Annotated in this window: 18 protein-coding genes and 1 tRNA gene; 6 read left to right on the top strand and 13 right to left on the bottom strand. The window is 65.9% G+C overall.

All coding sequences use genetic code 11. From position 1 onward, the window contains the following. Positions 1–86: 86 nt before the first annotated feature. The 3 genes from ACFQ24_RS14695 (at position 87) to ACFQ24_RS14685 (ending at position 3,349) form a co-directional block, all read left to right on the top strand. Positions 87–178 (top strand) — tRNA-Ser (locus tag ACFQ24_RS14695). Positions 179–364: 186 nt separating this feature from the next. Next, on the top strand, positions 365–1,828 hold the full coding sequence (locus ACFQ24_RS14690) for a mannose-1-phosphate guanylyltransferase/mannose-6-phosphate isomerase (protein WP_380912489.1): 1,464 nt from the start codon (positions 365–367) through the stop codon (positions 1,826–1,828). Between the two features lie 42 nt (positions 1,829–1,870). Then, positions 1,871–3,349: a phosphomannomutase gene (locus tag ACFQ24_RS14685; protein WP_380912487.1), complete on the top strand. Its 1,479-nt coding sequence runs from the start codon at positions 1,871–1,873 to the stop codon at positions 3,347–3,349. Between the two features lie 6 nt (positions 3,350–3,355). On the opposite strand, the gene ACFQ24_RS14680 is transcribed toward ACFQ24_RS14685, so the two are convergent. Then, positions 3,356–4,213, bottom strand: a complete 858-nt coding sequence (locus ACFQ24_RS14680; RefSeq protein ID WP_380912485.1) for a phosphotransferase family protein — start codon at positions 4,211–4,213, stop codon at positions 3,356–3,358. A 118-nt stretch (positions 4,214–4,331) separates the two neighbouring features. On the opposite strand from ACFQ24_RS14680, the gene ACFQ24_RS14675 reads away from it, so the two are divergent. Further along, positions 4,332–4,883: an arsenate-mycothiol transferase ArsC gene (locus ACFQ24_RS14675; protein ID WP_380912483.1), complete on the top strand. Its 552-nt coding sequence runs from the start codon at positions 4,332–4,334 to the stop codon at positions 4,881–4,883. Here the strand turns inward: ACFQ24_RS14675 and ACFQ24_RS14670 are convergent. From ACFQ24_RS14670 to ACFQ24_RS14655, 4 genes are all read right to left on the bottom strand, one after another. After that, positions 4,852–6,096 (bottom strand): carboxylate--amine ligase, encoded by a 1,245-nt coding sequence (locus ACFQ24_RS14670; RefSeq protein ID WP_380912481.1) that lies wholly within the window; start codon positions 6,094–6,096, stop codon positions 4,852–4,854. The genes ACFQ24_RS14675 and ACFQ24_RS14670 overlap by 32 nt on opposite strands. Then, the gene (locus tag ACFQ24_RS14665) at positions 6,063–7,043 is read right to left on the bottom strand and encodes a polysaccharide deacetylase family protein (RefSeq protein WP_380912479.1); all 981 of its coding nucleotides are present in this window, start codon (positions 7,041–7,043) and stop codon (positions 6,063–6,065) included. Before ACFQ24_RS14665 ends, ACFQ24_RS14670 begins: the two co-directional genes overlap by 34 nt. Positions 7,044–7,176: 133 nt before the next feature. After that, positions 7,177–7,671, bottom strand: coding sequence for a flavin reductase family protein (locus ACFQ24_RS14660; protein WP_380912477.1), 495 nt, complete (start codon positions 7,669–7,671; stop codon positions 7,177–7,179). Between the two features lie 102 nt (positions 7,672–7,773). Then, complete coding sequence (locus ACFQ24_RS14655) at positions 7,774–10,035, bottom strand: NADP-dependent malic enzyme (RefSeq protein WP_380912475.1); 2,262 nt, start codon at positions 10,033–10,035, stop codon at positions 7,774–7,776. A gap of 137 nt (positions 10,036–10,172) precedes the next feature. On the opposite strand from ACFQ24_RS14655, the gene mutS reads away from it, so the two are divergent. Continuing rightward, positions 10,173–12,818 carry a DNA mismatch repair protein MutS gene (gene mutS / locus ACFQ24_RS14650; RefSeq protein WP_380912473.1) on the top strand — a complete coding sequence of 882 codons (2,646 nt, stop codon included), beginning with the start codon at positions 10,173–10,175 and terminating at the stop codon, positions 12,816–12,818. 9 nt (positions 12,819–12,827) lie between these two features. Next, positions 12,828–15,590: a [protein-PII] uridylyltransferase gene (locus tag ACFQ24_RS14645; protein WP_380912471.1), complete on the top strand. Its 2,763-nt coding sequence runs from the start codon at positions 12,828–12,830 to the stop codon at positions 15,588–15,590. Between the two features lie 12 nt (positions 15,591–15,602). On the opposite strand, the gene ACFQ24_RS14640 is transcribed toward ACFQ24_RS14645, so the two are convergent. From ACFQ24_RS14640 to ispG, 8 genes are all read right to left on the bottom strand, one after another. Then, positions 15,603–16,106: a L,D-transpeptidase family protein gene (locus tag ACFQ24_RS14640; protein ID WP_380912469.1), complete on the bottom strand. Its 504-nt coding sequence runs from the start codon at positions 16,104–16,106 to the stop codon at positions 15,603–15,605. Continuing rightward, on the bottom strand, positions 16,103–17,176 hold the full coding sequence (ribA, locus tag ACFQ24_RS14635; RefSeq protein ID WP_380912467.1) for a GTP cyclohydrolase II: 1,074 nt from the start codon (positions 17,174–17,176) through the stop codon (positions 16,103–16,105). Before ribA ends, ACFQ24_RS14640 begins: the two co-directional genes overlap by 4 nt. Then, on the bottom strand, positions 17,176–17,973 hold the full coding sequence (gene xth, locus ACFQ24_RS14630) for an exodeoxyribonuclease III (protein WP_380912464.1): 798 nt from the start codon (positions 17,971–17,973) through the stop codon (positions 17,176–17,178). The genes ribA and xth overlap by 1 nt, the downstream gene beginning before the upstream one ends. A gap of 267 nt (positions 17,974–18,240) precedes the next feature. Further along, positions 18,241–18,876, bottom strand: coding sequence for a LolA family protein (locus tag ACFQ24_RS14625; protein WP_380912462.1), 636 nt, complete (start codon positions 18,874–18,876; stop codon positions 18,241–18,243). Between the two features lie 260 nt (positions 18,877–19,136). Next, positions 19,137–21,461, bottom strand: coding sequence for an FtsK/SpoIIIE family DNA translocase (locus ACFQ24_RS14620; protein WP_380912460.1), 2,325 nt, complete (start codon positions 21,459–21,461; stop codon positions 19,137–19,139). A 61-nt stretch (positions 21,462–21,522) separates the two neighbouring features. Then, entirely contained in the window at positions 21,523–22,029 is a 507-nt protein-coding gene (locus ACFQ24_RS14615; protein ID WP_380912458.1) for a GNAT family N-acetyltransferase, read from the bottom strand. Continuing rightward, a complete protein-coding gene (locus tag ACFQ24_RS14610; RefSeq protein ID WP_380912456.1) occupies positions 22,026–22,928 on the bottom strand; it encodes a DMT family transporter in 903 nt (300 codons plus the stop codon). Before ACFQ24_RS14610 ends, ACFQ24_RS14615 begins: the two co-directional genes overlap by 4 nt. Positions 22,929–22,938: 10 nt before the next feature. Then, positions 22,939–24,099: a flavodoxin-dependent (E)-4-hydroxy-3-methylbut-2-enyl-diphosphate synthase gene (ispG, locus tag ACFQ24_RS14605; protein ID WP_380912454.1), complete on the bottom strand. Its 1,161-nt coding sequence runs from the start codon at positions 24,097–24,099 to the stop codon at positions 22,939–22,941. Positions 24,100–24,135: the final 36 nt, after the last annotated feature.

Below are 24,135 nucleotides of genomic sequence, written 5' to 3'. Positions count from 1 at the left end.
CCACAGAACCGTTGCCATGCCGCAAAGCCGCCGCTATAGCCCCTCCCCTAGCCACTGCCCGCCTTTCCAGTCGGGCAAATTCGTGCGGAGACGTGGGTGAGTGGCTGAAACCAGCGGTTTGCTAAACCGTCGTAGCCTTAAGGGGCTACCGAGGGTTCGAATCCCTCCGTCTCCGCCACCCTTTCCTATTTTCTGTAAGTCCTGCACGCATGAACGGGCGGTACGCTTGCCGCGTTCATCGTCAGGCTATCGCTCCAAACTATATCCATAGTCTAATTGAACATTCCCTGTACGCCAAAGTCGATATAAGGGGCGGTGCGTAAAGAAAATTTCGTTCAGGCGGCCTGGGGGATTTAGCTGAGCCATGGTGACGACCACTACCGGTAGTTCCGGACCGACCATCACCCCCGTTATACTCGCGGGCGGCTCTGGCACGCGGCTGTGGCCCATGTCCCGCAAATCCTATCCCAAGCAGTTCGTGCCGCTGCTGGGCGAGAGAACCTTGTTCCAGGACGCGGCGCGGCGCATGTCGGGGTCGAGCGGGTCGGTGCATTTCGCCAAGCCCATGGTGCTCACAAATTCGCTGTTCCGCTTCATCATCGCCGAGCAACTGGCGAAGGAAGGCATCGACCCGGAAGCCATTCTGATCGAGCCGGAAGGCCGCAATACGGCGCCCGCGATCCTGGCGGCCGCCGTCCACCTGGCGAAGACGCAGCCCGATGCCTTCATGCTGGTCGCGCCGTCCGATCATGTGATCACGGATCGGGTCGCGTTTCACGAGGCGATCGCGAAGGGACTGATGGCCACCGCGAGGGGTGATCTGGTGACATTCGGCATCCAGCCGACGCGGGCCGAGACGGGATATGGCTATCTGGAGATCGGCGAACGGCCGGACGGATCGGGAATGCCGATCGCGCTCCGCAGCTTTGTCGAGAAACCCGACGCAGTCCGTGCCGAGGAGATGCTGGCGACAGGCAACTATCTGTGGAACGCGGGTATATTCCTTTTCGCGGTAAAGGACATTCTCGCCGCATTCGAGCAGCACACGCCGGAGCTGTTTGAAACGGTGGTCCAAGCGGTGGACCAGGCGGAAGCGGATCTCGGCTTCCTGCGCCTGGCCGCGGATCCATGGGCCCAGGCGGACAATATCGCCATCGACTATGCCATCATGGAGCGGGCGGACAACCTGTCCGTCGTCCCCTACGGCGCGGGCTGGTCCGACCTTGGCGACTGGGATTCGGTGTGGGGCCATATGGGGCCGGATGAGCAGGGCGTGAGCGTAGCCGGCGCGGCGACGGCGATCGACTGCCGCAATTCGCTGTTGCGGTCGGAGACGGAAGGGCTGGAGATCGTGGGCCTCGGACTCGACAACATCGTGGCCGTGGCGATGAACGACGCGGTGCTCATCGCCGACAAATCCCGGACGCAGGACGTCAAGAAGGTGGTCGAGGCGCTGCAGCGCAAAGGCGCGGCGCAGGCGGAAACCTTCCCCAAGGATCATCGTCCATGGGGATGGTATGAGAGCCTGCTGATCGGCGGCCGTTTTCAGGTGAAGCGGATCACCGTGCTGCCAGGCGCGTCACTCAGCCTGCAGAGCCATTTCCACCGCTCCGAACATTGGATCGTGGTGGAAGGCACCGCCAAGGTGACATTGGATGCCGATGTGACGCTGCTGACCGAAAACCAGTCGGTCTACATCCCCGTCGGCGCGCGTCATCGGATCGAAAATCCAGGCCGCATCCCGATGGTGTTCATCGAGGTACAGACCGGGCCTTATGTGGGTGAGGACGACATCGTGCGCTACGAGGACCGATACGCGCGGGGGTGACGGCATCTTCGAATAGCCCTGCTGGGGCATAAAAGGACATTAATGACGCAGATTGTTTCCATTGCCGACTTGATGACGCAATCGGGCGTCGCGTTCGGCACCAGCGGCGCGCGCGGCCTCGTCAGCGCGATGACGGACCGGGTGTGCTTTGCCTATAGCTGCGCCTTCCTTCAGCATCTGACCGCCATCGGCCAGTTCGCGCCGGGCAAAGCGGTCGCCATCGCAGCGGATCTGCGGCCGTCCAGCCCTCGCATCGTGGCGGCCTGCGCGGCGGCGATCCGGCACATGGGCGGGCAGGTGCATGTTTGCGGGTTCGTGCCGTCTCCGGCGGTTGCGGCCTATGGCTTCGCGCAAGGCATCCCGTCGCTGATGGTGACGGGCAGCCATATCCCTGACGACCGCAACGGCATCAAGTTCAACCGGACCGACGGCGAGGTGCTGAAAGCCGACGAACAGGGCATCCGGGCGCAGGGCGTGACGCTTCCCGACCTGTTCGACGAAGAGGGCATGCTGAAGCAAGTTCAGACGCTGCCGCCGCTGGTGGATGTCGCGACGCCCTATATCGCGCGCTATGTCGATGCTTTCGGAAGTCAGGCGCTGGCTGGCATGACGCTCGGCATTTACGAGCATTCGGCGGTGGGACGCGATATCCTTGTCGCGCTGGTGACAGCGCTGGGCGGCGAAGCGGTGTCGCTCGGCCGTTCGGACAGGTTCATTCCCGTCGATACCGAAGCCGTCCGCCCCGAGGACCAGGCGCTTGCGCGCGAATGGGCCGCGGAGTTGAAGCTCGACGCGATCCTTTCCACTGACGGGGATTCCGATCGTCCGCTGCTGGCCGACGAACGCGGCCTATGGATGCGCGGCGACGTGCTCGGCATCCTGTGCGCGCGGGCGCTGGGTATCCGGGCGGTGGCGACGCCGGTCAGTTGCAACAGCGCGGTCGAGCTTTCCGGGCTGTTCTGCGCTGTTCGTCGCACCCGTATCGGATCGCCCTTCGTCATCGAGGCGATGAACGCGTTGGGCGCGGAAGGGCATGAGAGCGTGTGCGGTTACGAGGCGAATGGCGGCTTCCTGCTGGCGAGGCCGGTTGCCGTCGAAGGGCGTGAACTCGGCGCTCTGCCGACGCGGGATGCGGTCCTGCCGATCCTCGCGACGCTGGTGGACGCACGGCGGCAGGGCGTGGCGCTGTCCGCGCTGATGGCGCAACTGCCGGCGCGCTATACGTTCAGCGAGCGGCTGCAAAACTATCCGACGGCGCAGAGCCAGGCGCTGATCGCGCATCTGGAAGAGGGGAGCGAAGCGGATATCCTGACGCGGCTGACGGCGATGTTCGGCGATATTGCGGGCGAGGCGGACGGCATCGACCGCACCGACGGGCTGCGCATCCATTTCGCCGGCGGCGACATCATCCACCTGCGCCCCAGCGGCAACGCGCCGGAGCTGCGCTGCTACACCGAAAGCGACAGCACGGAACGCGCAGCTCGGCTGAATGAAGAAGCGCTGCAAAAAGTGCGGGATTAGAGGACGCTATAATCCCGGCTCATCGGTTCTGGTGGGGCCCGCGCCAAGAGGGGGGAGTTTCGCCTGGACGAGTGCCTTGTCCAGATAGTGCTGGAAGGCTGCGTTTCGCCCGGCGTCGCGGGCGCGCAGCCAGGCGAGGGCTACCACCGGCCGCCATTGGTCAAGCTCGCGCGAGGTGACCGGGGAGGAGGCCAGATAGGCCCTGCGCAACCGGCCCGCCGCCCAGTCGCGCCACAGGTTCGTTACCCAGTCAGCCGGCCCGATGCCGAAGCGCATCAGCATTTCGGAACGCACCGCGTCGGCGGCCGGGTGGCCAACGGCAGCCTTGGACCAGTCGATCACCGCCATGCCCTGCGGCGTCATCATGACATTGCCGAGGTGGAAGTCGCCATGGGTCAGCGCACGACCGTCCGGCAGGCGCTGGAGGTAGGCGATCGCGGCCTGCTGGACCGGCAGCGGCGCGGGGCCGTAAGCGATGTCGGTCGCGAGCACATCCTTGAGCGCGCGAAGGGCACCGCCCTCTTTGCGATGCATGGCAATATGGATGCCGGCCATGCCGTCCAGAGCCTGGCCTGCCTTCATCGGGTTGCGCCGAATCCAGTCCATCAGCGTGCCGCCATCCAGCCGGGGATAAAGGACGCCGCGTCGGCCTTCCCGATCGTCGCGACCGATGGCAGCCGCTGTGGGCAGGCCGCAATTGCCGGCATGGACGGACGCGGCGATCTCGCGTTCGATCATCTCGTCCGACACGGTGTCACGGAACAGCTTGAGCACACGTCCATCGCCCAAGTCGAAGAGTTCCGCGCTTGCGCCGCGCGCTATCGGGCGCAGGGGCAGGAGAAGGGCAGAGCTGGCGGCGCGCATGTGCCTTCCTTGCCGGGGAAGCGGGATGCTTTCAATTCGGGATTGTCGTCTTGCCGAACCAAGCTCTTATGTAGGCAGGTGGCGCGCTTCGTAGAAACAGGCTAGGAAGCGACCGCAGATGATCACGTCCCGCTTCGGCACCGTTCGCGGCCTCGTCAGGCTGGCGCTTTCCTATCCGCAGATGATGTTCGGCCTTTCGGGGCAACGTCCGCCCGATCCCGCACAGGTGCGCCGGCTGGTGTTCGTGTGCCAGGGCAATATCTGTCGCAGCGCGTTCGCCGACGTGGCGGCGCGGCGGGCGGGGATGAACAGCGCGTCCTTCGGCCTGTCTACCAGCAGCGGACGCGCCGCGCACGATCCCGCCATCGTCGCAGCGGAGGCGCTGGGCCACGACCTGTCGGCGCATCGGGCGCTGGACCTTCAAGACTATGTTCCGCAGGAAGGCGACCTGTTGCTGGCGATGGAGGTGCGGCAGTTGCATCGGCTGGCAGCCGACCCGCGCCTTACCGGCCTGCCGCGGATGCTGCTGGGCCGCTGGACCAGGCCCATGATGCCGCATCTGCACGATCCCTACAGCCTGGACGATCGCTATATGGCGCAATGCCTCGGCCGGATCGAACGGGCGGTGGAACGGCTGGTCAGCGCTTTTCCAGGCGCAAGGCTTTCCTGAGCATCTGGGTGAGATCGCGCAGGAACGGGCGCGGATCGGAGCGGCTGAACACATAATAGCGGCCGCGCGGATCGAGGAAGCCGAGGATATAGGCCATAAGGTCGGCCATGGGGCGGGGATGGAAGAAGGGGTCGCCGATGCGGTCCGGCCCCAGCAGGAGGCGCGCCAGACGCTTTGTTTCCGGCACCATATAGCGGGCGCGCAAGCCGTCGAGCGGCGTCGGCGCAGCGTCGATCTGGCCCAACACGACGCGACGATAGGCCTCCCAGGCGAAATGCGCGTTGCAGTGGCGCGCGAGCGGCAGGCTCCCCCAGAAGCGGCCGTTGACCTCCATCAGCCAGTAGCGGCCGGACTCGGGTTCATAGCGATATTCCACCATGGCCTGCCCTTCCCACTCCAGCGCGCGGAGCAGCTTTTCCGACAGCGCCATCTGCGCGGCATGCGCATCCGCCGGTTCCGCCCGGCACAGGGTCGATACGCCCCCTTCGGGTGGCCATTCATGCAGGCGGCGATGCTGGAAGCGCAATGTCGCCTGTCCGTCCGCCATGTAGAGCATCTGGCCGAGGCCAACGCCGCCGCAATATTGCTGGATGAGCGGCCAGCGAGCGATCGGCGTGTAGCGATCAAGCAGCGCCAGCAACTCGCGCGGCGTGTGGACATAGGCGGTCTTGAACCAGTCGAGGCCGGCTTGGTCGAGCGCCGCCATCACCTCTGGCGGGTTGGCCCATTTGGCGACCAGCGGGTAGCGCATCGCCGCGGCACGGGCCCCGAAATCCTCCCCCTCGACCGGTTGCCAGGTGTCCGGCACGAGCAGCCCGGCGGCCGCCGCGATCTCCAGCGTGCGCCGCTTGTCGAGCACCCGGGCCAGCGGTTGCGGACGGGGGACGAGGATGTGGCAATCCCCGATGATCGGCGGAAGCTGCGACAGGGCGATGAGATCGATTTCGGATATGGCGAACACCGCTTTCGCGCTGGTGCGGGTTATGAGGTCGGGCAGCCAGTCGGCGGGAGCGCCTTCCGGCCTGAGCGACCAGTCGCGGCAATGGCGTGACGCCGCACCGATTGCCGCTGGACTCCGCGCCACGCCATGGACAGGGACGCCATGTTCGCCCAGTTCGCGCACGACCGTGAGGCCGATGGCATTTTCCAGACCGATGACGATCGCAACCGGGTGAAGGGTCACGCGGGAACCAGCCGATGTTCGTAGCGCCATGTCGCCCAGGCCTGCTGTGCCTGACGCAGGCCGGTGCGCAGACGGCTGGGCGCGGCGCGCGTGAAGGGCCGGCTCGGCATGTCTGCCAGGGCGGGCGGCAGGTCGGCAAAGCCGGCGGAGCGCAGCGCCGGCAGGCGGCTCGCTTCCCGGCAGAGCCGTTCGAAGCGGGCGATGACGGCGCGGTTCGGCCGGCGACGATCGCGCGAGAGCATTTCGAAACTGTGGGTGACGACAACGAAGGCGTCCTGCCCTTCCTGCACGGCGTGGCGGAGGCCATCGCGCATCTCAGCCGAGGACATCGCGCAAATCTGGGCGGGTCGGAAGCTGCCCGGCCGATCGGCGATACCGGAAACCGGCAGTTCCGCCATGCCCAGCCTGCGGGTGGCGGCGATCTGCTGCGCGTCCACGCCAATGTCGCACTCCCGACCGAGATAGGCGGGATTGACGCTGCTGTCCCAGAGGATGCCGATCGCAGCGAGCGCGCGCAGCGTATCGTCATTGGCGCCGAAATTACCGGCGCGGAACGCGAGGATCGGCGGCGCGCCGGCCTCCTCCAGCAATGTCCTGGCGAGGCTCAGCAGCGTGATCTGGTCGTCGAGCGGGAAGTCGCCGATGTTGCGGCCGCGACGTCCTCCGATCGGAGAATCCCCGACCCACTCCAGCCATTCGGTGTGGATGTGGAGTTGCACTTCGTGCCCGCGCGACACGATGGCCCCGACGATGGGGCGCAGGAAGTCCCGCCCATGGACCAGCGCAGGCAAAGGGTCGAGGAAGAACACCCCCTTCAATCCGTGCCGGTCCAGCAGGTCCATCTGCCAGCCGACGCCGAAGGCGCCTTGCGACGTTTCGGCCCAGATCGACCGGGCGACATTATCCTCCACGCTCGCGCCGCCACGATGCAGGGAGGATGACAGCTCCGTATCCACGGTGATGAGCAGGGAGGTCATGAACGATCCGGAGCAGGTGCGACGAAGCTGGATTAAGGGACAGACGTTAACGAGCCGTACTATGTCTCTTCCATGTCTGATCATTCGCCGGATGGGAAGATGGCCGGTGGATCAGGATCGCCGCTGCCTCCCGTCAGTCCAGCAGGGAAAACTCCCCATATTTCCCCTGAAAAAAGAGCAACGGCCGGTCGGCCCGCTCCACCTCAAGCGCCGCCACCCGCCCGATGGCGATATGATGGTCACCCGCGTCATGTACTGCGTCCAGCGTACAGTCGATCCAGGCGACGACATCGTCCAGGATCGGCGACCCGTTGGCCGAAACACGGTGAGCAATGTCCCGAAATTTGTCAGGGCCGGGCGCCGCGATCTGGCGGCAGAGCGGCAGCTGGTCGCTCGCCAATATGTTGACGCAGAATTTGCCCAGGCGCTCGATCCGCGGCCAGCTGCTGGAGGATTTTGCCGGGAAGAAGGCGACGAGCGGCGGATCGAGTGACACGGAGGTGAAGGAACCCACGACCATGCCGATCGGCGCGCCATCAGGCTCCACCGCCGTTACGACGCATACGCCGGTCGGATAGTGGCCCAGCACCCGCCGGAAGGTCGCACTGTCGAAACTGGCCGCGCTCATTCCTCTGCTCCGAAGCAATTGCCGCCTTCCCCTGCCCCGGCGTTCACGCCGCTGGCAAGCGAAAAGCCCTGGGGGGCAGGCGAGAATAACTTATCGAAGCGATCAGAGCGCGACCCCGCCGGCGGCCAGCACCGCCAGCGTGAGAAGCTCCGACGCATTGTGCGACATGGTGGCGATCTGCACCGATTTTTCCATGCCGACCAGCAGTGGCCCGATCATGGAGGTGCCGCCCAGTTCGCGCAGCAGCTTCGCCGAGATGTTGGCCGATTGCAGTCCCGGCATCACCAGCACGTTGGCGGGGCCGGACAGGCGGCTGAACGGATAGCTCTTCATGACAGCCGGGTTGAGCGCCGCATCCGGCGTCATTTCGCCTTCATATTCGAAATCCACGTCGCGCGTGTCGAGCAGCTTGATGGCGTCGCGAACATTGTCGAGATAGCTGCCCGGCGGATTGCCGAAATTGGAGTAGGACAGGAAGGCGACGCGAGGATCGTGGCCCATGCGCCGGGCGACCGCCACCGTGCCTTCCGCAATGTCGGCAAGTTCCGCCGCGGACGGCCGCTCGTTGACGGTGGTGTCGGCCAGGAACACGGTCTTGTCTTTCGCGACCATCACATGGATGCCGAAGGGCGTGCGGCCGGCCTTCGGATCCATGACGCGCTTCACCTCCCGCAGCGTCTGGTGATAGGGGCGGGTGGTTCCCGTCAGCATCGCGTCGGCCACGCCCATCTTCACGAGCAATGTGCCGAAGATGTTGCGGTCGCGGTTGACCATGCGCTCGCAGTCGCGACGCAGATAGCCGCGCCGCTGAAGCCGGGCATAGAGCAGTTCGACCATGTCGGGCACCAGCGGCGAATTGACGCTGTTGTGCAGTTCGAAACTGTGGGGGTCGCTGACGCCGAGCGCCTTCAGCTTGTCGACCACATCGTCGCGGCCGACCAGCACCGGCACGCCATAGCCCAGGTCACGGAACTGGATTGCCGCGCGCAGCACGACTTCCTCCTCCGCTTCGGCGAAGACGACGCGCTTGGGATCGGCCTTGGCCACTTCATAGGCGGTGGTGAGGACGGAGGTGGTCGGATTGAGCCGTCCCTTGAGTGACTGGCGATAGGCCGCCATGTCCGCGATCGGCCGTTGCGCAACGCCGGTTTCCATTGCCGCCTGGGCGACGGCCGCCGGCACCACCTCCATCAGGCGCGGATCGAACGGCGCGGGGATGATATAGTCGGGACCGAAGCTGTGCGAGCGGCCATAGGCCTTCGCCACTTCCTCGGGCACCTGTTCGCGCGCCAGTTCCGCGATCGCCTTGGCGGCGGCGAGCTTCATCGCTTCGTTGATGCCGGTGGCGCGCACGTCGAGCGCGCCGCGAAAGATGAAGGGGAAGCCGAGGACGTTGTTGACCTGGTTAGGGAAATCCGACCGGCCGGTGGCGACGATCGCGTCCGGGCGCGCCGCCTTGGCGAGCGGAGGCAGGATTTCGGGGTCGGGATTGGCCATCGCGAAGATGATCGGCCTGTCGGCCATGGACTTCACCATTTCCGGCGTCATCGCGCCCGCGACCGAAAGGCCGAGGAAAACGTCCGCGCCCTTCACCGCCTCGGCGAGCGAGCGCGCGTCCGTTCTCACCGCATGGGCGGACTTCCACTGGTTTAGCCCCTCGGTCCGGCCCTGGTAGATCACGCCCTTGCTGTCGCACATGATGACATTGTCATGCGGCACGCCCAGCGCCTTGATGAGTTCGGTGCAGGAAATGGAGGCGGCGCCCGCGCCGTTCACCACCACCTTCATGTCCTTCATGTCGCGCCCGGTGAGCAGCGCCGCGTTCAGGACGCCCGCCGCCGCGATTATCGCGGTGCCATGCTGGTCGTCGTGAAAGACCGGGATGTTCATCCGTTCCTTCAGCGTCTGTTCGATGATGAAGCATTCGGGCGCCTTGATATCCTCAAGGTTGATGCCGCCAAAGGTCGGCTCCATCAGTTCGACCGCGTCGATGAAGCGGTCGACATCTTCGGTCTTGAGTTCGATGTCGATCGAATCGACGTCGGCGAAGCGCTTGAACAGCACCGCCTTCCCCTCCATCACCGGCTTTGACGCCAGAGCGCCCAGATTGCCAAGGCCAAGGATGGCCGTGCCGTTCGAGATGACGGCGACGAGATTGCCCTTCGCCGTATAGTCATAGGCGGTGGCAGGATCTTCCGCGATGGCGCGGACCGGAACGGCGACGCCGGGCGAATAGGCAAGGCTGAGGTCGCGCTGCGTCGCCATCGGTTTTGACGCGATGATCTCGATCTTCCCGGGCCGACCGGTCGAATGGAAGAACAGCGCCTCGCGCTCGGAGAATTCCACATTCGAATTGTCGGACATCGGACACTCTCATTTCAGGGCAGTGAAGCCGGCCCTAGCGGCAAGATTATCTTGTGGGCAAGTGCGAGAAGCGCAATTTTCCTGCTCCATTTCGAAGCTCTGGTTTCCCGCATGGCTTCCCGCTATCGGCTGACAGGATGGCGATCTCCACCGACAGCACCGCTCCCACCCCGATGATGGCGCAATATCTGTCCTTGAAGGCGGAGGCCCGCGATTGCCTGCTCTTCTATCGCATGGGGGACTTTTTCGAGCTGTTCTTCGACGACGCCAAACTGGCGGCGGCGACGCTGGACATCGCGCTCACCAGCCGGGGCGAACATGGTGGCGCGCCAATCCCGATGTGCGGGGTGCCGGTGCACAGCGCGGAGGGCTATCTCGCCCGACTGATCAAGGCCGGGCACCGCGTCGCCATCGCCGAGCAGACCGAAACCCCCGCGCAGGCCAAGGCGCGCGGCGGGAAGGCGCTCGTGGCGCGGGCCATCGTGCGCTATGTGACCGCGGGCACGCTGACGGAAGAGACGCTGCTCGACAGCCGCCGCGACAACATGCTGGTCGCTCTGGCGCAAGTGGGCGGCGAGGCGTCCGGCGAGATCGGCATCGCCGCCGCCGACATATCCACCGGCCGGTTCGAGACGATGACCTGCATGGCGGCCGATCTGCCGGCCGAACTCGCGCGGTTGCGGCCGAGCGAAACGGTCCTGCCAGACGGATCGACGATCGAGGTGGCGAACGGTCATCCGTTCGATCGCGCGGCCTTTTCCAGCACACGGGCGCAAGAGGCGCTGAAGCGGCTGTTCGGCGTGGCGACGCTGGACGGCTTCGGTCAGTTCGGACGGGGGGAGCTGGCGGCGATGGGCGGCCTGATCGCCTATCTCGATCATGCCGGCAAGGGCAGCCTGCCCTTTCTCGCCCCGCCCTTGCGTAAGGCAGCGGGCGGCCATGTCGCGATCGACGCAGCCACGCGCGAGAGCCTGGAGATCGTGACGACCACCGCAGGCACGCGTGCGGGCAGCCTGCTTCATGCGATCGACCGGACGGTCACCGGCGCGGGCGCGCGGCTGCTGGCGCAGGATCTGTCTGCGCCGCTGATGGACCTCTCCGTGATCGAGGCACGGCTGGGGCTGGTACAGTTGTTCCACGACGATGCGGGGCTGCGGGACAGCTTGCGTGGCGCCTTGCGCGCCCTGCCCGACATCGGCCGGGCGCTGGGGCGCGTCGCAGTGGGGCGCGGCAGTCCACGCGACCTGGGCCAGTTGCGCGACGGCCTTGGTGAAGCGCGGCTGCTGCGCGAGCGGCTGGGCCGCCTGGTCGATATTCCGCCGCTGCTAGCGCAGCTGCTGCCGGCGCTGGACGGCCATGGCGCGCTGGTCGATGCCCTGTCGCGCGCCTTGGTGCCGTCTCCGCCCACCGAGACGGCCAGCGGCGGCTATATCGCGGACGGCTATGATCCGGCGCTGGACGAGTTGCGGCGCATGGCGGGCGATGGCCGGCGCGCGATCGCCGCGCTGGAGACGAAATATCGCGAGCAGACGGGCATTTCGACGCTGAAGATTCGTCATAACGGCGTGCTCGGCTATCATGTCGAGGTGCCTGCCCGATCGGCCGACGGACTGATGGCGCCCGACAGCGGCTTCACCCATCGCCAGACGCTGGCGGGCGTGGTGCGCTTCAATTCGATCGACCTGCATGAAGAGGCCGGGCGCGTAGCGCAGGCTGGCGCGCATGCGCTGGTGGCGGAAGCCGCGCATCTGGAGGGCCTCATCGAGGCGGTGCTGGACCGCAAGGCCGACATCGCCCGTGCGGCCGACGCGCTGGCGCGGCTGGACGTGGCGGCGGCGCTGGCCGAACGCGCGGCCGAGGGCGGCTGGCAGCGGCCGCATTTCGTACCGGCGGACGGCGCGGGGCAATGCCTCGACATCGTGGGCGGGCGGCATCCGGTGGTGGAGGATGCGCTGCGCCGCGACGGACAGCCGTTCGTCGCCAACGACTGTCGCCTGTCGCACGGCGACCGGCTGTGGCTCGTCACCGGTCCGAACATGGGCGGCAAGTCGACCTTCCTGCGGCAGAATGCGCTGATCGTCATACTCGCGCAGGCGGGCGGCTATGTGCCTGCCGCATCGGCCACGCTGACGCTGGTCGATCGATTATTCAGCCGGGTGGGAGCGTCGGACAATCTGGCGAAGGGACGGTCGACCTTCATGGTCGAGATGGTGGAGACCGCCGCGATCCTGGCGCAGGCGACCGAGCGCAGTTTCGTCATCCTGGACGAGGTCGGGCGCGGCACATCCACCTATGACGGCCTGGCGCTCGCCTGGGCGGTGGTGGAGGCGGTGCACGAGGTCAATCGCTGCCGCTGTCTCTTCGCCACGCATTATTATGAACTGACGCGTCTGGCCGAGACGCTGCCGTCCCTATCGCTGCACCATGTCCGCGCGCGCGAGTGGAAGGGCGACCTTGTCCTGCTGCACGAACTGGCCGAAGGTCCGGCCGATCGCAGCTATGGCCTGGCGGTGGCGCGGCTTGCCGGGTTGCCGCAGGCGGTGCTCAAGCGCGCAAAGGACGTGCTGGCCCGGCTGGAAGCGGGCAAGGCGAAGACCGGGGGCATCGCGGCGGGCCTTGACGACCTGCCCCTTTTCGCCGCCACCGCCGCGCAGGAAGAGGCCGCGCCAGACCCGCTACGCGCCGCGATCGAGGCCATCGACGCCGACGCCCTGTCCCCAAGGGAAGCGCTCGATCACATTTATCGGCTGAAACAACTGGCCGCCGATGCCCGTCATGACTAGATAGCGGGGATGGTCATGCAATCCCCCGCGCTGGGATCGCGCCGTGCGATCATCGACCGACGCGCCATATCCGACACGATCGACGCCCTTGCCCAGGAGCATAAGGGTGACGGCGTGCGGCTGCGCGGGCTGATCGTCCGGGAGTTGAAGACGGCGCTGGACGAGGGCCGGGCCGAGGTGGCGCGGCGGCTGGACGCACGCCCGACACGGGGCCGGGAGTCGGTCACCGCCTTCGCCTTCCTGATCGATCAGATATTGCGCCTGCTCTACGACGCGACGACGCATCATCTCTATCCCGCCGGCAACCGCAGCACCGGGGAGCGCATCGTGCTGATCGCGGTCGGCGGCTATGGCCGGGGCGAGATGGCACCGCACAGCGATGTCGACATCGGCTTCATCACGCCATGGAAGCCCACCGGCTGGACCGAGCAGGTGATCGAATCCATGCTCTATTCGCTGTGGGATCTGGGGCTGAAGGTGGGTCACTCCAGCCGGTCGGTCGACGAGACGATGCGCATGGCGAAGAGCGACCTTACCGTCCGTACCGCGCTGCTGGAGGCGCGCTACATCTGGGGCGACCGAGCGCTTTATGAGGAGACGTCGGCCCGCTTCGACGCGGAGGTGATGCAGGGCAACGCCCGCGCCTTCGTGACCGAAAAGCTGGAGGAGCGGGAGGAGCGGCACAAGCGGATGGGCGACAGCCGCTATGTCGTCGAACCCAATGTGAAGGAAGGCAAGGGCGGGCTGCGCGACCTGCACACGCTGTTCTGGATCGGCAAATATGTGAACCGGGTCCGCTCCGTCGCCGAGCTGGTGGATGTGGGACTGCTGACGCAAAGCGAGCTGCGCCAGTTCCAGAAGGCGGAGGATTTCCTGTGGGCGGTGCGGTGCCACCTCCACACTATCACAGGGCGGGCCGAGGACCGGCTGACCTTCGACCTCCAGCTGGAAACGGCGACGCGGATGCATTTCACCGCGCGCGCAGGCCGATCCGGGGTTGAGCGCTTCATGCGCTACTATTTCCTGAACGCAAAGATCGTGGGCGATCTGACAGCCGTGTTCCTGGCGCATCTGGACGACCAGATGGGTCCGAAGGGGCGGCGTTATATCCCCGCCATCTTCCGAAGGCCCAAGAAGCTGGACGGCTTCGTCCTGGAGCGTGGCCGGCTGGCATTGCCGAGCGAGGATTTCTTCCAGGCCGATCCGGTGCGGATGCTGGAAATCTTCGCCGTAGCGGACAAACACGGGCTGCAAATCCATCCGAGCGCGATGCGTGCCGCCAGCCGGGACGCGGGCCTCATCACCGCGAAGGTGCGGAAGGATCCGAGGGCGAACGCCGCTTTCATGGAGGTGCTGACCAGCCGGCGCGATCCCGAGACGGTGCTGCGCTGGATGAACGAATCGACCGTGTTCGGCCGCTTCATTCCCGATTTTCGCCGCGTCGTGGCGCAGATGCAGTTCGATATGTATCACCATTATACGGTGGACGAGCACACCATCCGGGCGGTCGGGCTGCTGGCGCGGATCGAGAAGGGGGAATTGGGCGCCGACCATCCCCTTGCCACCGATCTGATGGGCAAAATCCTGTCGCGCCGGGTGCTCTATGTCGCGGTGCTGTTGCACGACATCGCGAAGGGGCGCGGCGGCGACCACAGCATATTGGGCGCGGAAGTGGCGGAGCATCTCTGTCCGCGGCTTGGCCTCAGCGCCGCCGAGACGGAAACGGTCGCCTGGCTGGTGCGCTATCATCTGCTGATGTCGGCCACCGCCTTCAAGCGCGATCTGGCCGACTACAAGACCATCCTCGACTTCGTGGACGTGGTGCAAAGCCCGGAGCGGCTGCGTCTGCTCCTGTGCCTGACGATCGTGGACATCCGCGCGGTCGGCCCGGGCGTCTGGAACAGCTGGAAACGGCAATTGCTGGGCGATCTCTTCGAAGCCGCCGAGGAGGTGCTGCGCCTGGGCCACAAGCAGAGAGGGCGGGGCGAGCGCGTCGCCGCCAAGCAGGCGGCCTTGCGCGAGGCGCTGGGAATGGACGAGGCGACGTTCGAGGCGTTCAGCCGGCGGATGCCCGAATCCTACTGGATCGCGGAACCGGAAGACATATTGGTCCACAATGCGCAGCACATATTGGCGGCGGGCGACGCGGCGCTGTCAATCGCCGCGCATTATTATCCGCAGCGCGGCGCAACGCTGGTCACCGTCTATGCCGCCGACCATCCCGGCCTGTTCTATCGAATCGCCGGGGCCATCCATCTGGCTGGCGGCAACATCATCGATGCGCGCATCCACACCACGCGCGACGGCGTGGCGATCGACAATTTCCTGGTGCAGGATCCGTTCGGTGGAGCGTTCCACAGCCCTGAGCAGCTGAACCGCATCCGCAACGCGATCGAGGATTCGCTGTCCAACCGCCACCGGCTCATCACCAAATTGTCGGCCCGGCCGCTGCCCCGCACCCGCGCCGAGGCGTTCCGGATCGAGCCCAATGTGCTGATCGACAACAAGGCGTCGAACCGCTTCACCGTGATCGAAGTGAATGCGCGCGACCGGCCCGCCCTGCTGTTCAGCCTCGCCAACGCGCTGTTCCAGTCCAAGGTCACAGTGCACAGCGCCCATGTCGCCACCTATGGCGAACGGGCGGTCGATACCTTCTATGTCACCGACCTTCTGGGCGGGAAGATCGAGAGCAAGGGGCGCCTCCAGACACTGGAACGGCGTTTGCTGGAGGCTGCGGGCGGCGAGGTGGGCGAAGCGCTGGAGATGGCTTGAAGCCCCGGCGCTTCAGGGCAGGATTTCCATCGCGTCTCCCGGCGCAAGCAGGGGCAGCAGCCGGAGCATGTCGCTTCGTTCCACCGCGACACAGCCCGCGGTGGGACGCCCTTCGGACAGGTGGAAGAAGATCGCGCTGCCCTGACCCCGCACTGGTGGCGCATCGTTGTGGCCAAGGACGATGATCACGTCATAGGCATCATCTTCGCGGATCAGGCTTTCGGCGGAAAAGCCGCGCGGCAAACGGACAGGCCGATTATAGGCAGGATCCACAGGATCGTCCGACCAGCCTTCCGCTGACCTGATCCAGCGCCAGGGAAGCGACAGGCCCATGGCTGACACCTTGCCTGGCCGAAGGAGCGCGGCGCGGATGGGCCATGAGCCGAGCGGCGTGCAGCCATCCCCTTCCCGCTTGTCCCCTGCAGCGCACGATCCGCCCCGACCGATGGTGCAGGACATCACAAGATCACCGAAGGTCAGGCGGCCCGCGCCGCTTTCGACCCGGATCAGGCTCATAGCTGATGGCCGGTGCGATCGCGCTTGGTCGCGAGATAGCGTTCGTTATGCGGATTGGCGGGAAGGACGATCGGCAGGCGTTCGGTCACGCTGATCCCCGCCGCTTCCAGCCCCGCCACCTTGTTGGGATTGTTGGTGAGCAGCCGCACGTCCTTTACGCCCAGCAGGTCGAGCATCCGCGCCGCGACCGAGAAATCGCGCGCGTCGATGGCAAAGCCCAGGCGCACATTCGCGTCGACGGTGTCGAAACCCTGATCCTGCAGCGCATAGGCGCGCAGCTTGTTGACGAGGCCGATGCCGCGTCCTTCCTGTCGCAGGTAAAGCAGGATGCCCCAGCGCGCATCCGCGATCTGGTGCAGCGCCTGGTGCAATTGCGGCCCACAATCGCATTTGAGCGAGCCGAGAACATCACCGGTCAGGCATTCGCTGTGGATGCGGATGACGGGGGGCGAGGCGTCGCGCCGGCCCATCACCAGCGCCACATGCTCGCGCGGTTCATCGGCACTGCGGAACGCCACGATTTCCGCATGTTCGCCAGCCGCGACGGGTAGGCGCGCGCGGGTGGCGATGGCGAGATGGACGGCATCGTCATAGGCGCCAATGGCGTCGGCATCGACATCGACTTCCGCCGGACCGTCGCCGTCCAACAGGAAAAAGGCGGGGAGGATGCCAGCCAGCCGGGCAAGCCGCAGCGCCGCTTTGGCGGCATGGGGGGCCGCGAGCGGGAGCGCGCGGAACGGCCCCTTGAGCGGGGACGCCAGATCAAGCACCGGGTCGGAGATGGCGGTGGCGACATCCGCGTCGATCCACGGCGCGCGCTCGACCAGCACCGGCCAGTCGGGGTCGGCTGCGGCGAGCTGGTTGGCGAGCTTCAACGTTTCGGCGCGCGCGGCGGAAATGAGGATGTCCGCGCGCCCGGCCGGATCGAAACCAGCGAGCGTCACGGCGTCGGCCCCTTCCACCGCCATCAGCCGGATCGCGCCATCCTCAGCGTTCAGCCGGATCGGCCAGCCACGGCGCAGCGCGTCTATGGCGCGCGCGGCGTCGCGGCCCTTGGCATGGGTGCTCATCAGAAGGCGAACTCGGTGATGATGGGGATATGGTCAGAAGGTTTGGCCCAGCTGCGCGCGGGTTCGACCACGCGATGGGCGATCGCCTTGTCCGCAACGTCGCGGGTCATCCACATATGGTCCAGACGGCGGCCGCGATCCGATTCCGCCCAGTCCTTCGCCCGATAGCTCCACCAGGTGTAGAGGCGGGCGGGTGCGGGGTGAAAGTGGCGGCCGATGTCGACCCAGTTGTTGGACGCCTGCAACCGGCCGAGTATCTCGCACTCGACGGGCGTGTGGCTGACGACGTTCAGCAATTGCTTGTGGCTCCACACGTCGCATTCGAGCGGGGCTATGTTGAAGTCGCCGGTCAGGATCGTCGGCTTGTCGTCAAGCGCGGACGACCACTGGATCATGCGTTCCAGGAAATCCAGCTTCTGACCGAATTTGGGATTGAGATCGCGGTCCGGAATGTCGCCGCCAGCCGGAACATAGACATTCTCGATCCGCACGCCATTGTCGAGCCGGACGCCGACATGGCGCGCCTCGCCATTGGCCTGCCAGTCGAACCGGTCGTCCTCGTGGACCGGCACCTTGCTCATGATCGCGACGCCATGATGCATGCGCTGGCCGTTCAGCACCTGATGCACATAGCCCATCCGCCTGAACATCTCGCGCGGGAAGATGTCGTTCACCACCTTCGTTTCCTGAAGGCAGAGAATATCGGGGGCTTCCTCGCGCAGCAGTTGTTCGACGATGTCGATGCGCGCGCGGACGCTGTTGATGTTCCAGGAGCAGATGGAAAGCGTGTCGGCCATGCCAAGCCACCTAAGGTGACGCGCATTGTTGCGCAAGCGGGCGGGGGCAAGAGGGCGGGAAGCACAAAGTAAGACCCCCGCTCCGGGGGCATGGAACGGGGGTCTCGATCGCGCCCTTGAAGCGCTTCGCGGCGGAGGTGGGGACCGGGTAACAGGGGGGAAATCCCGGTAGTGCCCTCCGCCGTGAAATCCTGATTAGCGCCGCGGATATGAGCCGCAGATGAACGGGCCGGAAAGTTTATCCGCCCGCCGCATCATGGGCTCGGTTCATCCGCCGGAACGCCCGCGCGGTCGCGGATCGGTCCAGCGGAACGCCGAGTCGGCCACCGGCACGCCGTAACGCTGGTTCGACAGCTTCACCGAGGTCCGGTTGTTCTGCGAATCAAGCGCGACCCAGCCATAGAGTTGAAGCCCGGCCGGGCTGACGGCATCGCGCTTGAAGATCATCGTGATGGTGCCGAATTCCGGGCGCTTGGGATCGCGCGCCTGGACGCTGAGGATCGACGGGTCGTCAGTCGGGATCACCTTGCCGAATTTCGACAGATCCTTCGACGGGTCCAGCAGGGCACCCAGCGGCGAATTGCCGATGGGCCAGCGCTGCACCTGCCGCACCTCGTAATCGATGACGGTCAGCGCCTTGCCGTCGCCGACGATCAGCAGGGGAACGCCCTTCTGATACTGGAACCGGATCTTGCCCGGCTGTTTCAGCGTCAGCTGGCCGGTCAGGGTCTGGCCGTTGCGATCGGTCTGGGCGAAGTCCGCCGTCATCGTCGTGACGGCGCGGAGATAGGCGTTCACTTGGCCAAGGCCAGATGGGGCCTGCTGCGCCGCGAGCGGAGCAAGCGGCACCGCGACCGGCGCAGCGGCTAGGACGAGGATCAGGGGCGCAACCAGGCGCTTCATGGGTTCAACTCCATCTTGGTCTGTAAGCCATGGCTTAGGGGTGGAGGGTTGAACCCGCTGTGAACCCGGTCGTTCCGATATTGCAAGGACTGCGGCGGCATCCATCCGCGTGGGGATAAAAAAAGGGCCGATCGAAACGACCGGCCCGGAAAGTTTTTAGGAGAGGATGCCTGAAAGGCCTCTTCCATATGCCGTTCGGCTGGATTCGTCGCAAATGCGAACCGGGCGACTATGATTGCGCGAAACGCAATCAGCCGGGGTCAGAGCGGATTGCCATTCTCGTCGCGCAGCACTTCGCGGCGGCCGACATGGTTGGGCGGGCCGACCAGGCCCTCCTCCTCCATTCGTTCGATAAGGCGCGCGGCGCTGTTGTAGCCGACACGCAGCTGCCGCTGGAGCCAGCTGGTCGAAGCCTTCTGATTTTCGAACACCAGCTGGCAAGCCTTGCGGAAAAGCTGCGCGTCGGGACTGTCGTCGCCAAGATCGACGCCATCCAGGGCGAAGCTGCCTTCCTCCGGCTCCTCTGTCACGGCGGAGATATAGTCGGGCTGACCCTGCGCGCGCCAATGATCGGCGACGACGCGGACCTCGTCATCGGAGACGAACGGACCGTGGACCCGCATCAGGCCCTTGCCGCCGTGCATGTAGAGCATGTCGCCCTTGCCCAGTAGCTGCTCCGCGCCCTGTTCGCCCAGGATGGTGCGGCTGTCGATCTTCGACGTGACGAAGAAGCTGATGCGGGTTGGCAGGTTCGCCTTGATGACGCCGGTGATGACGTCGACCGAGGGGCGCTGCGTCGCGAGGATGAGGTGGATGCCGGCCGCCCGCGCCTTTTGCGCCAGGCGCTGGATCAGGAATTCGACTTCCTTGCCCGCCGTCATCATGAGGTCGGCAAGCTCGTCCACCACCACCACGATCTGCGGCAGCGGCTGGAAATCGAGCTGCTCCTCCTCATAGATCGGCTTGCCGGTTTCCGGGTCGTAGCCGGTCTGGACACGGCGGCCCAGCGGCTTGCCCTTGGCTTTCGCGGCGCGGACCTTCTCGTTGTAATTGGCGAGGTTACGCACGGAAATGGACGCCATCATGCGATAGCGGTCCTCCATCTGCTCGACCGCCCATTTAAGCGCCCGGATCGCCTTTGCCGGTTCGGTGACGACCGGCGAAAGGAGATGCGGAATGTCGTCATAGGTCGACAGTTCCAGCATCTTGGGATCGATCATGATGAGGCGCAGCTGGTCCGGCGTCATGCGATAGAGCAGCGACAGGATCATGGCATTGAGGCCGACCGACTTGCCCGAACCGGTGGTGCCCGCGATCAGCAGGTGGGGCATGGGGGCAAGGTCGGCGATGATCGGTTCGCCCGAGATATTCTTGCCCAGGATGATGGGCAGCGTCGCTTCCTGCGCGAACTGTTCGGACGTGATGAGTTCGCGGAAGGACACGCCCTCGCGGTGGGCGTTGGGCAGTTCGATGCCGATGACGGTGCGGCCCGGAATGGTCGCGACGCGGGCGGAGAGCGCCGACATGTTGCGGGCGATATCGTCGGCCAGCGCGATGACGCGGCTCGCCTTGATGCCGGGCGCGGGTTCCAGCTCGTACATGGTCACGACCGGGCCGGGACGCACTTCGGTGATGTTGCCCTTCACATGGAAGTCGTCGAGCACCGATTCGAGCAGCCGCGCGTTGCGCTCCAGCGCGGCCTTGTCGATCTTGCCGCCCTGATTGGCGGGGATGGGATTGAGCAGGTCGGGCGAGGGCAGCGAGGAGTTGCCGAACAGGTCGTCCTGGCTGACCGGGGCCATGGCGCGCTGCACCGGCGCAGGCTTGGGCGACTGGATGGTGATGGGTGGCTTGGGTTCGTTCGACACCTGCTTGCGCGGCGCGATGACGCGTTCGGCGGGTTCGTCCTCATCGTCGAAGACGTCCTCGGCTGCCGCGCCGCCGGCAAAGGCAAGCGCGGGGCGCGGGAGGCTGAGTCGCGGAAAGCTGGGCCGGCGCATCGCGATCAACGGCTTCTCCAGCGCAAGGCTGCGGTAACAGGCGAACAGGCCCGCGATCAGCGCAACGACGATCAGCAGGCCCCTGATCCACGGGGCTGCGGCGGGGACTTGCGCGGTCAGGCTGGCGATGCCCTTCGCAGTCACGAGGCCGATGACGCCACCCCAGCCTGCGGGCAGGCCGACCAGCGGCTCTGTCTGGAACAGGGCGAGCGCGATGCCGACGAGGGCGATGCCGAAGAGGCATTTGCCGAACTGCGCCTTCCATCCCGCCATGTCCTGATCGCCCCACATGCGGCGGGCAGTCACCGCCATCAGCGGCAGGATGAGGGCAACCGGCACGCCCAGCAGCCAGAGCAGGAAATCGGCGGTCCACGCACCCGGCGCGGCCATGATGTTAGCGACATGATCGCCCGCCACCGTGTTCATCGAGGGGTCGCTGGGCGCGTAGCTGAGCAAGGCGAGCGCAAGGAAGAGGGTCGCCGCGATCAGCGCCAGTGCGCCGATCAGCGCGCCGCTGCGGATCAGGCTGCGCTTCAGCATTTCCCGCCATTCCGGCGATCGTTTGACGGTGCGGCCGACGGCCATAACTACCCCATGTCCCCCAAATGTTCCGTTCCGGCACAATGCGCCGAGGGGGGAGTCGCCGTCAAGTGCGGGGCGGTTCGGCTCGTCCCGCGCGGGCGAGAGCATGAAGCGCGTCGCCATCGACCCGCTGCACCGTCCATTCGTCCATCGGCTTCGCGCCGATCGACCGGTAGAAGGCGATGGACGGTTCGTTCCAGTCGAGCACCGACCATTCGAGGCGGGCGCAACCGCGATCCATCGCGATCTGCGCCAGCCGCGCGAGCAACGCCTTGCCGGCGCCAAGGCCCCGCGCCTGCGGCAGCACGAACAGATCCTCCAGATAGAGGCCGGGGCGTCCTTCGAAGGTCGAGAAATTATGGAAGAAGAGCGCGAAGCCCAAGGCGGTGCCCTCCTGCTCCGCGATCAGCACTTCGGCCATGGGGCGTTCGCCGAACAGGTAGCGGCCCAGTGTCGCGCGGTCCGCCTTCACCTCATGGGCGAGCCGCTCATAGTCGGCCAGCGCGAGGATGAAGGCGTGGATCGTATCAAGATCGTCGGCGCGTGCCGGGCGGATGATGATGGCGCTCATACTGTTCCCGCTTCCACATGGGCCATGTCCGGCCGTTTCGAGCGCGCGGCGATAAGGCAGCCGGCGACGATCAGCAAGGCGCCGGCGATCGTGACCGCCGTCACCCTTTCGCCGAACGCCAGCCAGCCGACGATCGCCGCCCAAAGGAAGGCGCTATATTCGACCGGGATGAGCCGCTGTGCCTCGGCGCGCGCATAGGCCCAGGCGAGCGCCGACAGCGAGGTGAAGGCAAGGGTCGCCGCAAGGACGACAAGCGGAACAGCGGCGGCCGGCGGCACAGCCAGCCAGACCGGCGCGGCCAGCGCGAAGACGCCGAGCATCACCAGATGCTGGAAGAAGGCGACCTCTATGGGAGAGGCGACTTGCGCCTGCTGCCGCTGGATCACGAGATTCCAGGCGAAAAGCACGGCGGACGCCAGCACCGCCAGCGCGCCGAGCAGGGCGTCGGCGTCATAACGGCCCTGGAGCTTGCCCGAAAGAATGACGCCCACGCCCACCAACCCGAGCAGGGAAGCGCCGATCGCCTGCCGCCCGACCCGCTCCCTGAGCAGCAGAGCGGCGAGATAGAGGGCGATGAGCGGGGCGATGAAGGACAGCGCGATCGCTTCGGCCAAAGGCAGGCGCATCAGCGACCAGAAGAAGAGCGCGGCCATCAGCGCGACCACCGTTCCACGCAGCAGGTGAATGCGCAACACCGCCGCCGTCGGCCAGCGCTGGCGGGTGAGCAACATCAGGGCAAGACCAAGGAGGGTGCCGGTCACGGCGCGCCAGAACAGGGCGTTGTAGAGGCCGATAGAAAGGCTCAGCCCCTTCATCGCCGCGTCCATGACGGAAAACAGCGCTACGCCCAGGCAGCAGACGGCAAAGGGGATCGCGAAGCCGCGATGAAGCTTTTCCATGCGAGGCCAGCTATTCCGCCGCTTCCGCCTTGCCTGCGTCGGTCGTTTCCGCTTCCAGCTTCGCGGCCTCGATCTCCGCCGCCTTTGCTTCGACCAGGGAGACGATATGATCGATCATGCCTTCGTCCTGGACCGTGTGGTCGGTGAGGCCGGAGAGATAGACCATGTGCTTGCCGGCGCCGCCGCCAGTAAGGCCGATGTCGGTCTCGCGCGCTTCGCCGGGGCCGTTGACGACGCAGCCCAGGACCGAGAGGGAGAGCGGCGTGTGAATATGCTGGAGCCGTTCCTCCAGCGCCTGGACCGTGCGGATGACGTCGAAACCCTGCCGCGCGCAGGACGGGCAGGAAATGACCTTCACTCCGCGCGTGCGGATGCCCAGTGACTTGAGGATTTCATAGCCGACGCGCACTTCCTCTTCCGGTTCGGCGGAGAGGGAGACGCGGATCGTATCGCCGATCCCCGCCCAGAGCAGGTTGCCGATGCCGATCGCGCTCTTGACCGTGCCGCCGATCAACCCGCCCGCTTCGGTGATGCCAAGGTGCAGCGGGCAATCGACCGCGTCGGCAAGCTGCATATAGGCGGCAACCGCGAGGAACACGTCGCTGGCCTTCACCGCGACCTTATATTCGTGGAAATCCTGATCCTGCAGCAGCTTGATATGATCGAGCGCGGATTCAACCAGCGCTTCGGGGCAGGGTTCGCCATATTTTTCGAGCAGGTCTTTTTCGAGGCTGCCGGCGTTGACGCCGATGCGGATCGAGCAGCCGTTCGCCTTGGCCGCGTCCACCACTTCCTTGACCCGCGCCTCGCTGCCGATGTTGCCGGGATTGATGCGCAGGCAGGCCGCGCCCGCGTCCGCCGCTTCGAGCGCACGCTTATAGTGGAAATGGATATCGGCGACGATCGGCACGCGCGCGGCGCGGACGATCTGCTTCAGGGCCGCGGTGGATTCCTCGTCCGGGCAGGACACACGGATGATGTCGACGCCCACTTCCTCGCAACGGCGGATCTGGTCGATCGTGGCGCGCACATCATGCGTGGGCGTGTTGGTCATCGTCTGCACCGTCACCGGCGCGCCGCCACCCACCGGCACATTGCCGACCATGATCTGACGGCTCTGGCGGCGCGCGATGTCCCGCCAGGGACGAAGGCCGGGATTGTGGTCGGACATGAAAAGGGGCTCCGTAAGCTACGGAGCCCCTATAGT

It is taken from the genome of Sphingobium olei (genome assembly GCF_042678845.1).
Lineage (GTDB): Bacteria > Pseudomonadota > Alphaproteobacteria > Sphingomonadales > Sphingomonadaceae > Sphingobium > Sphingobium olei.
The sequence above is the reverse complement of the archived record's forward strand: the minus strand, read 5'-3'. Positions and strand labels throughout refer to the sequence as shown.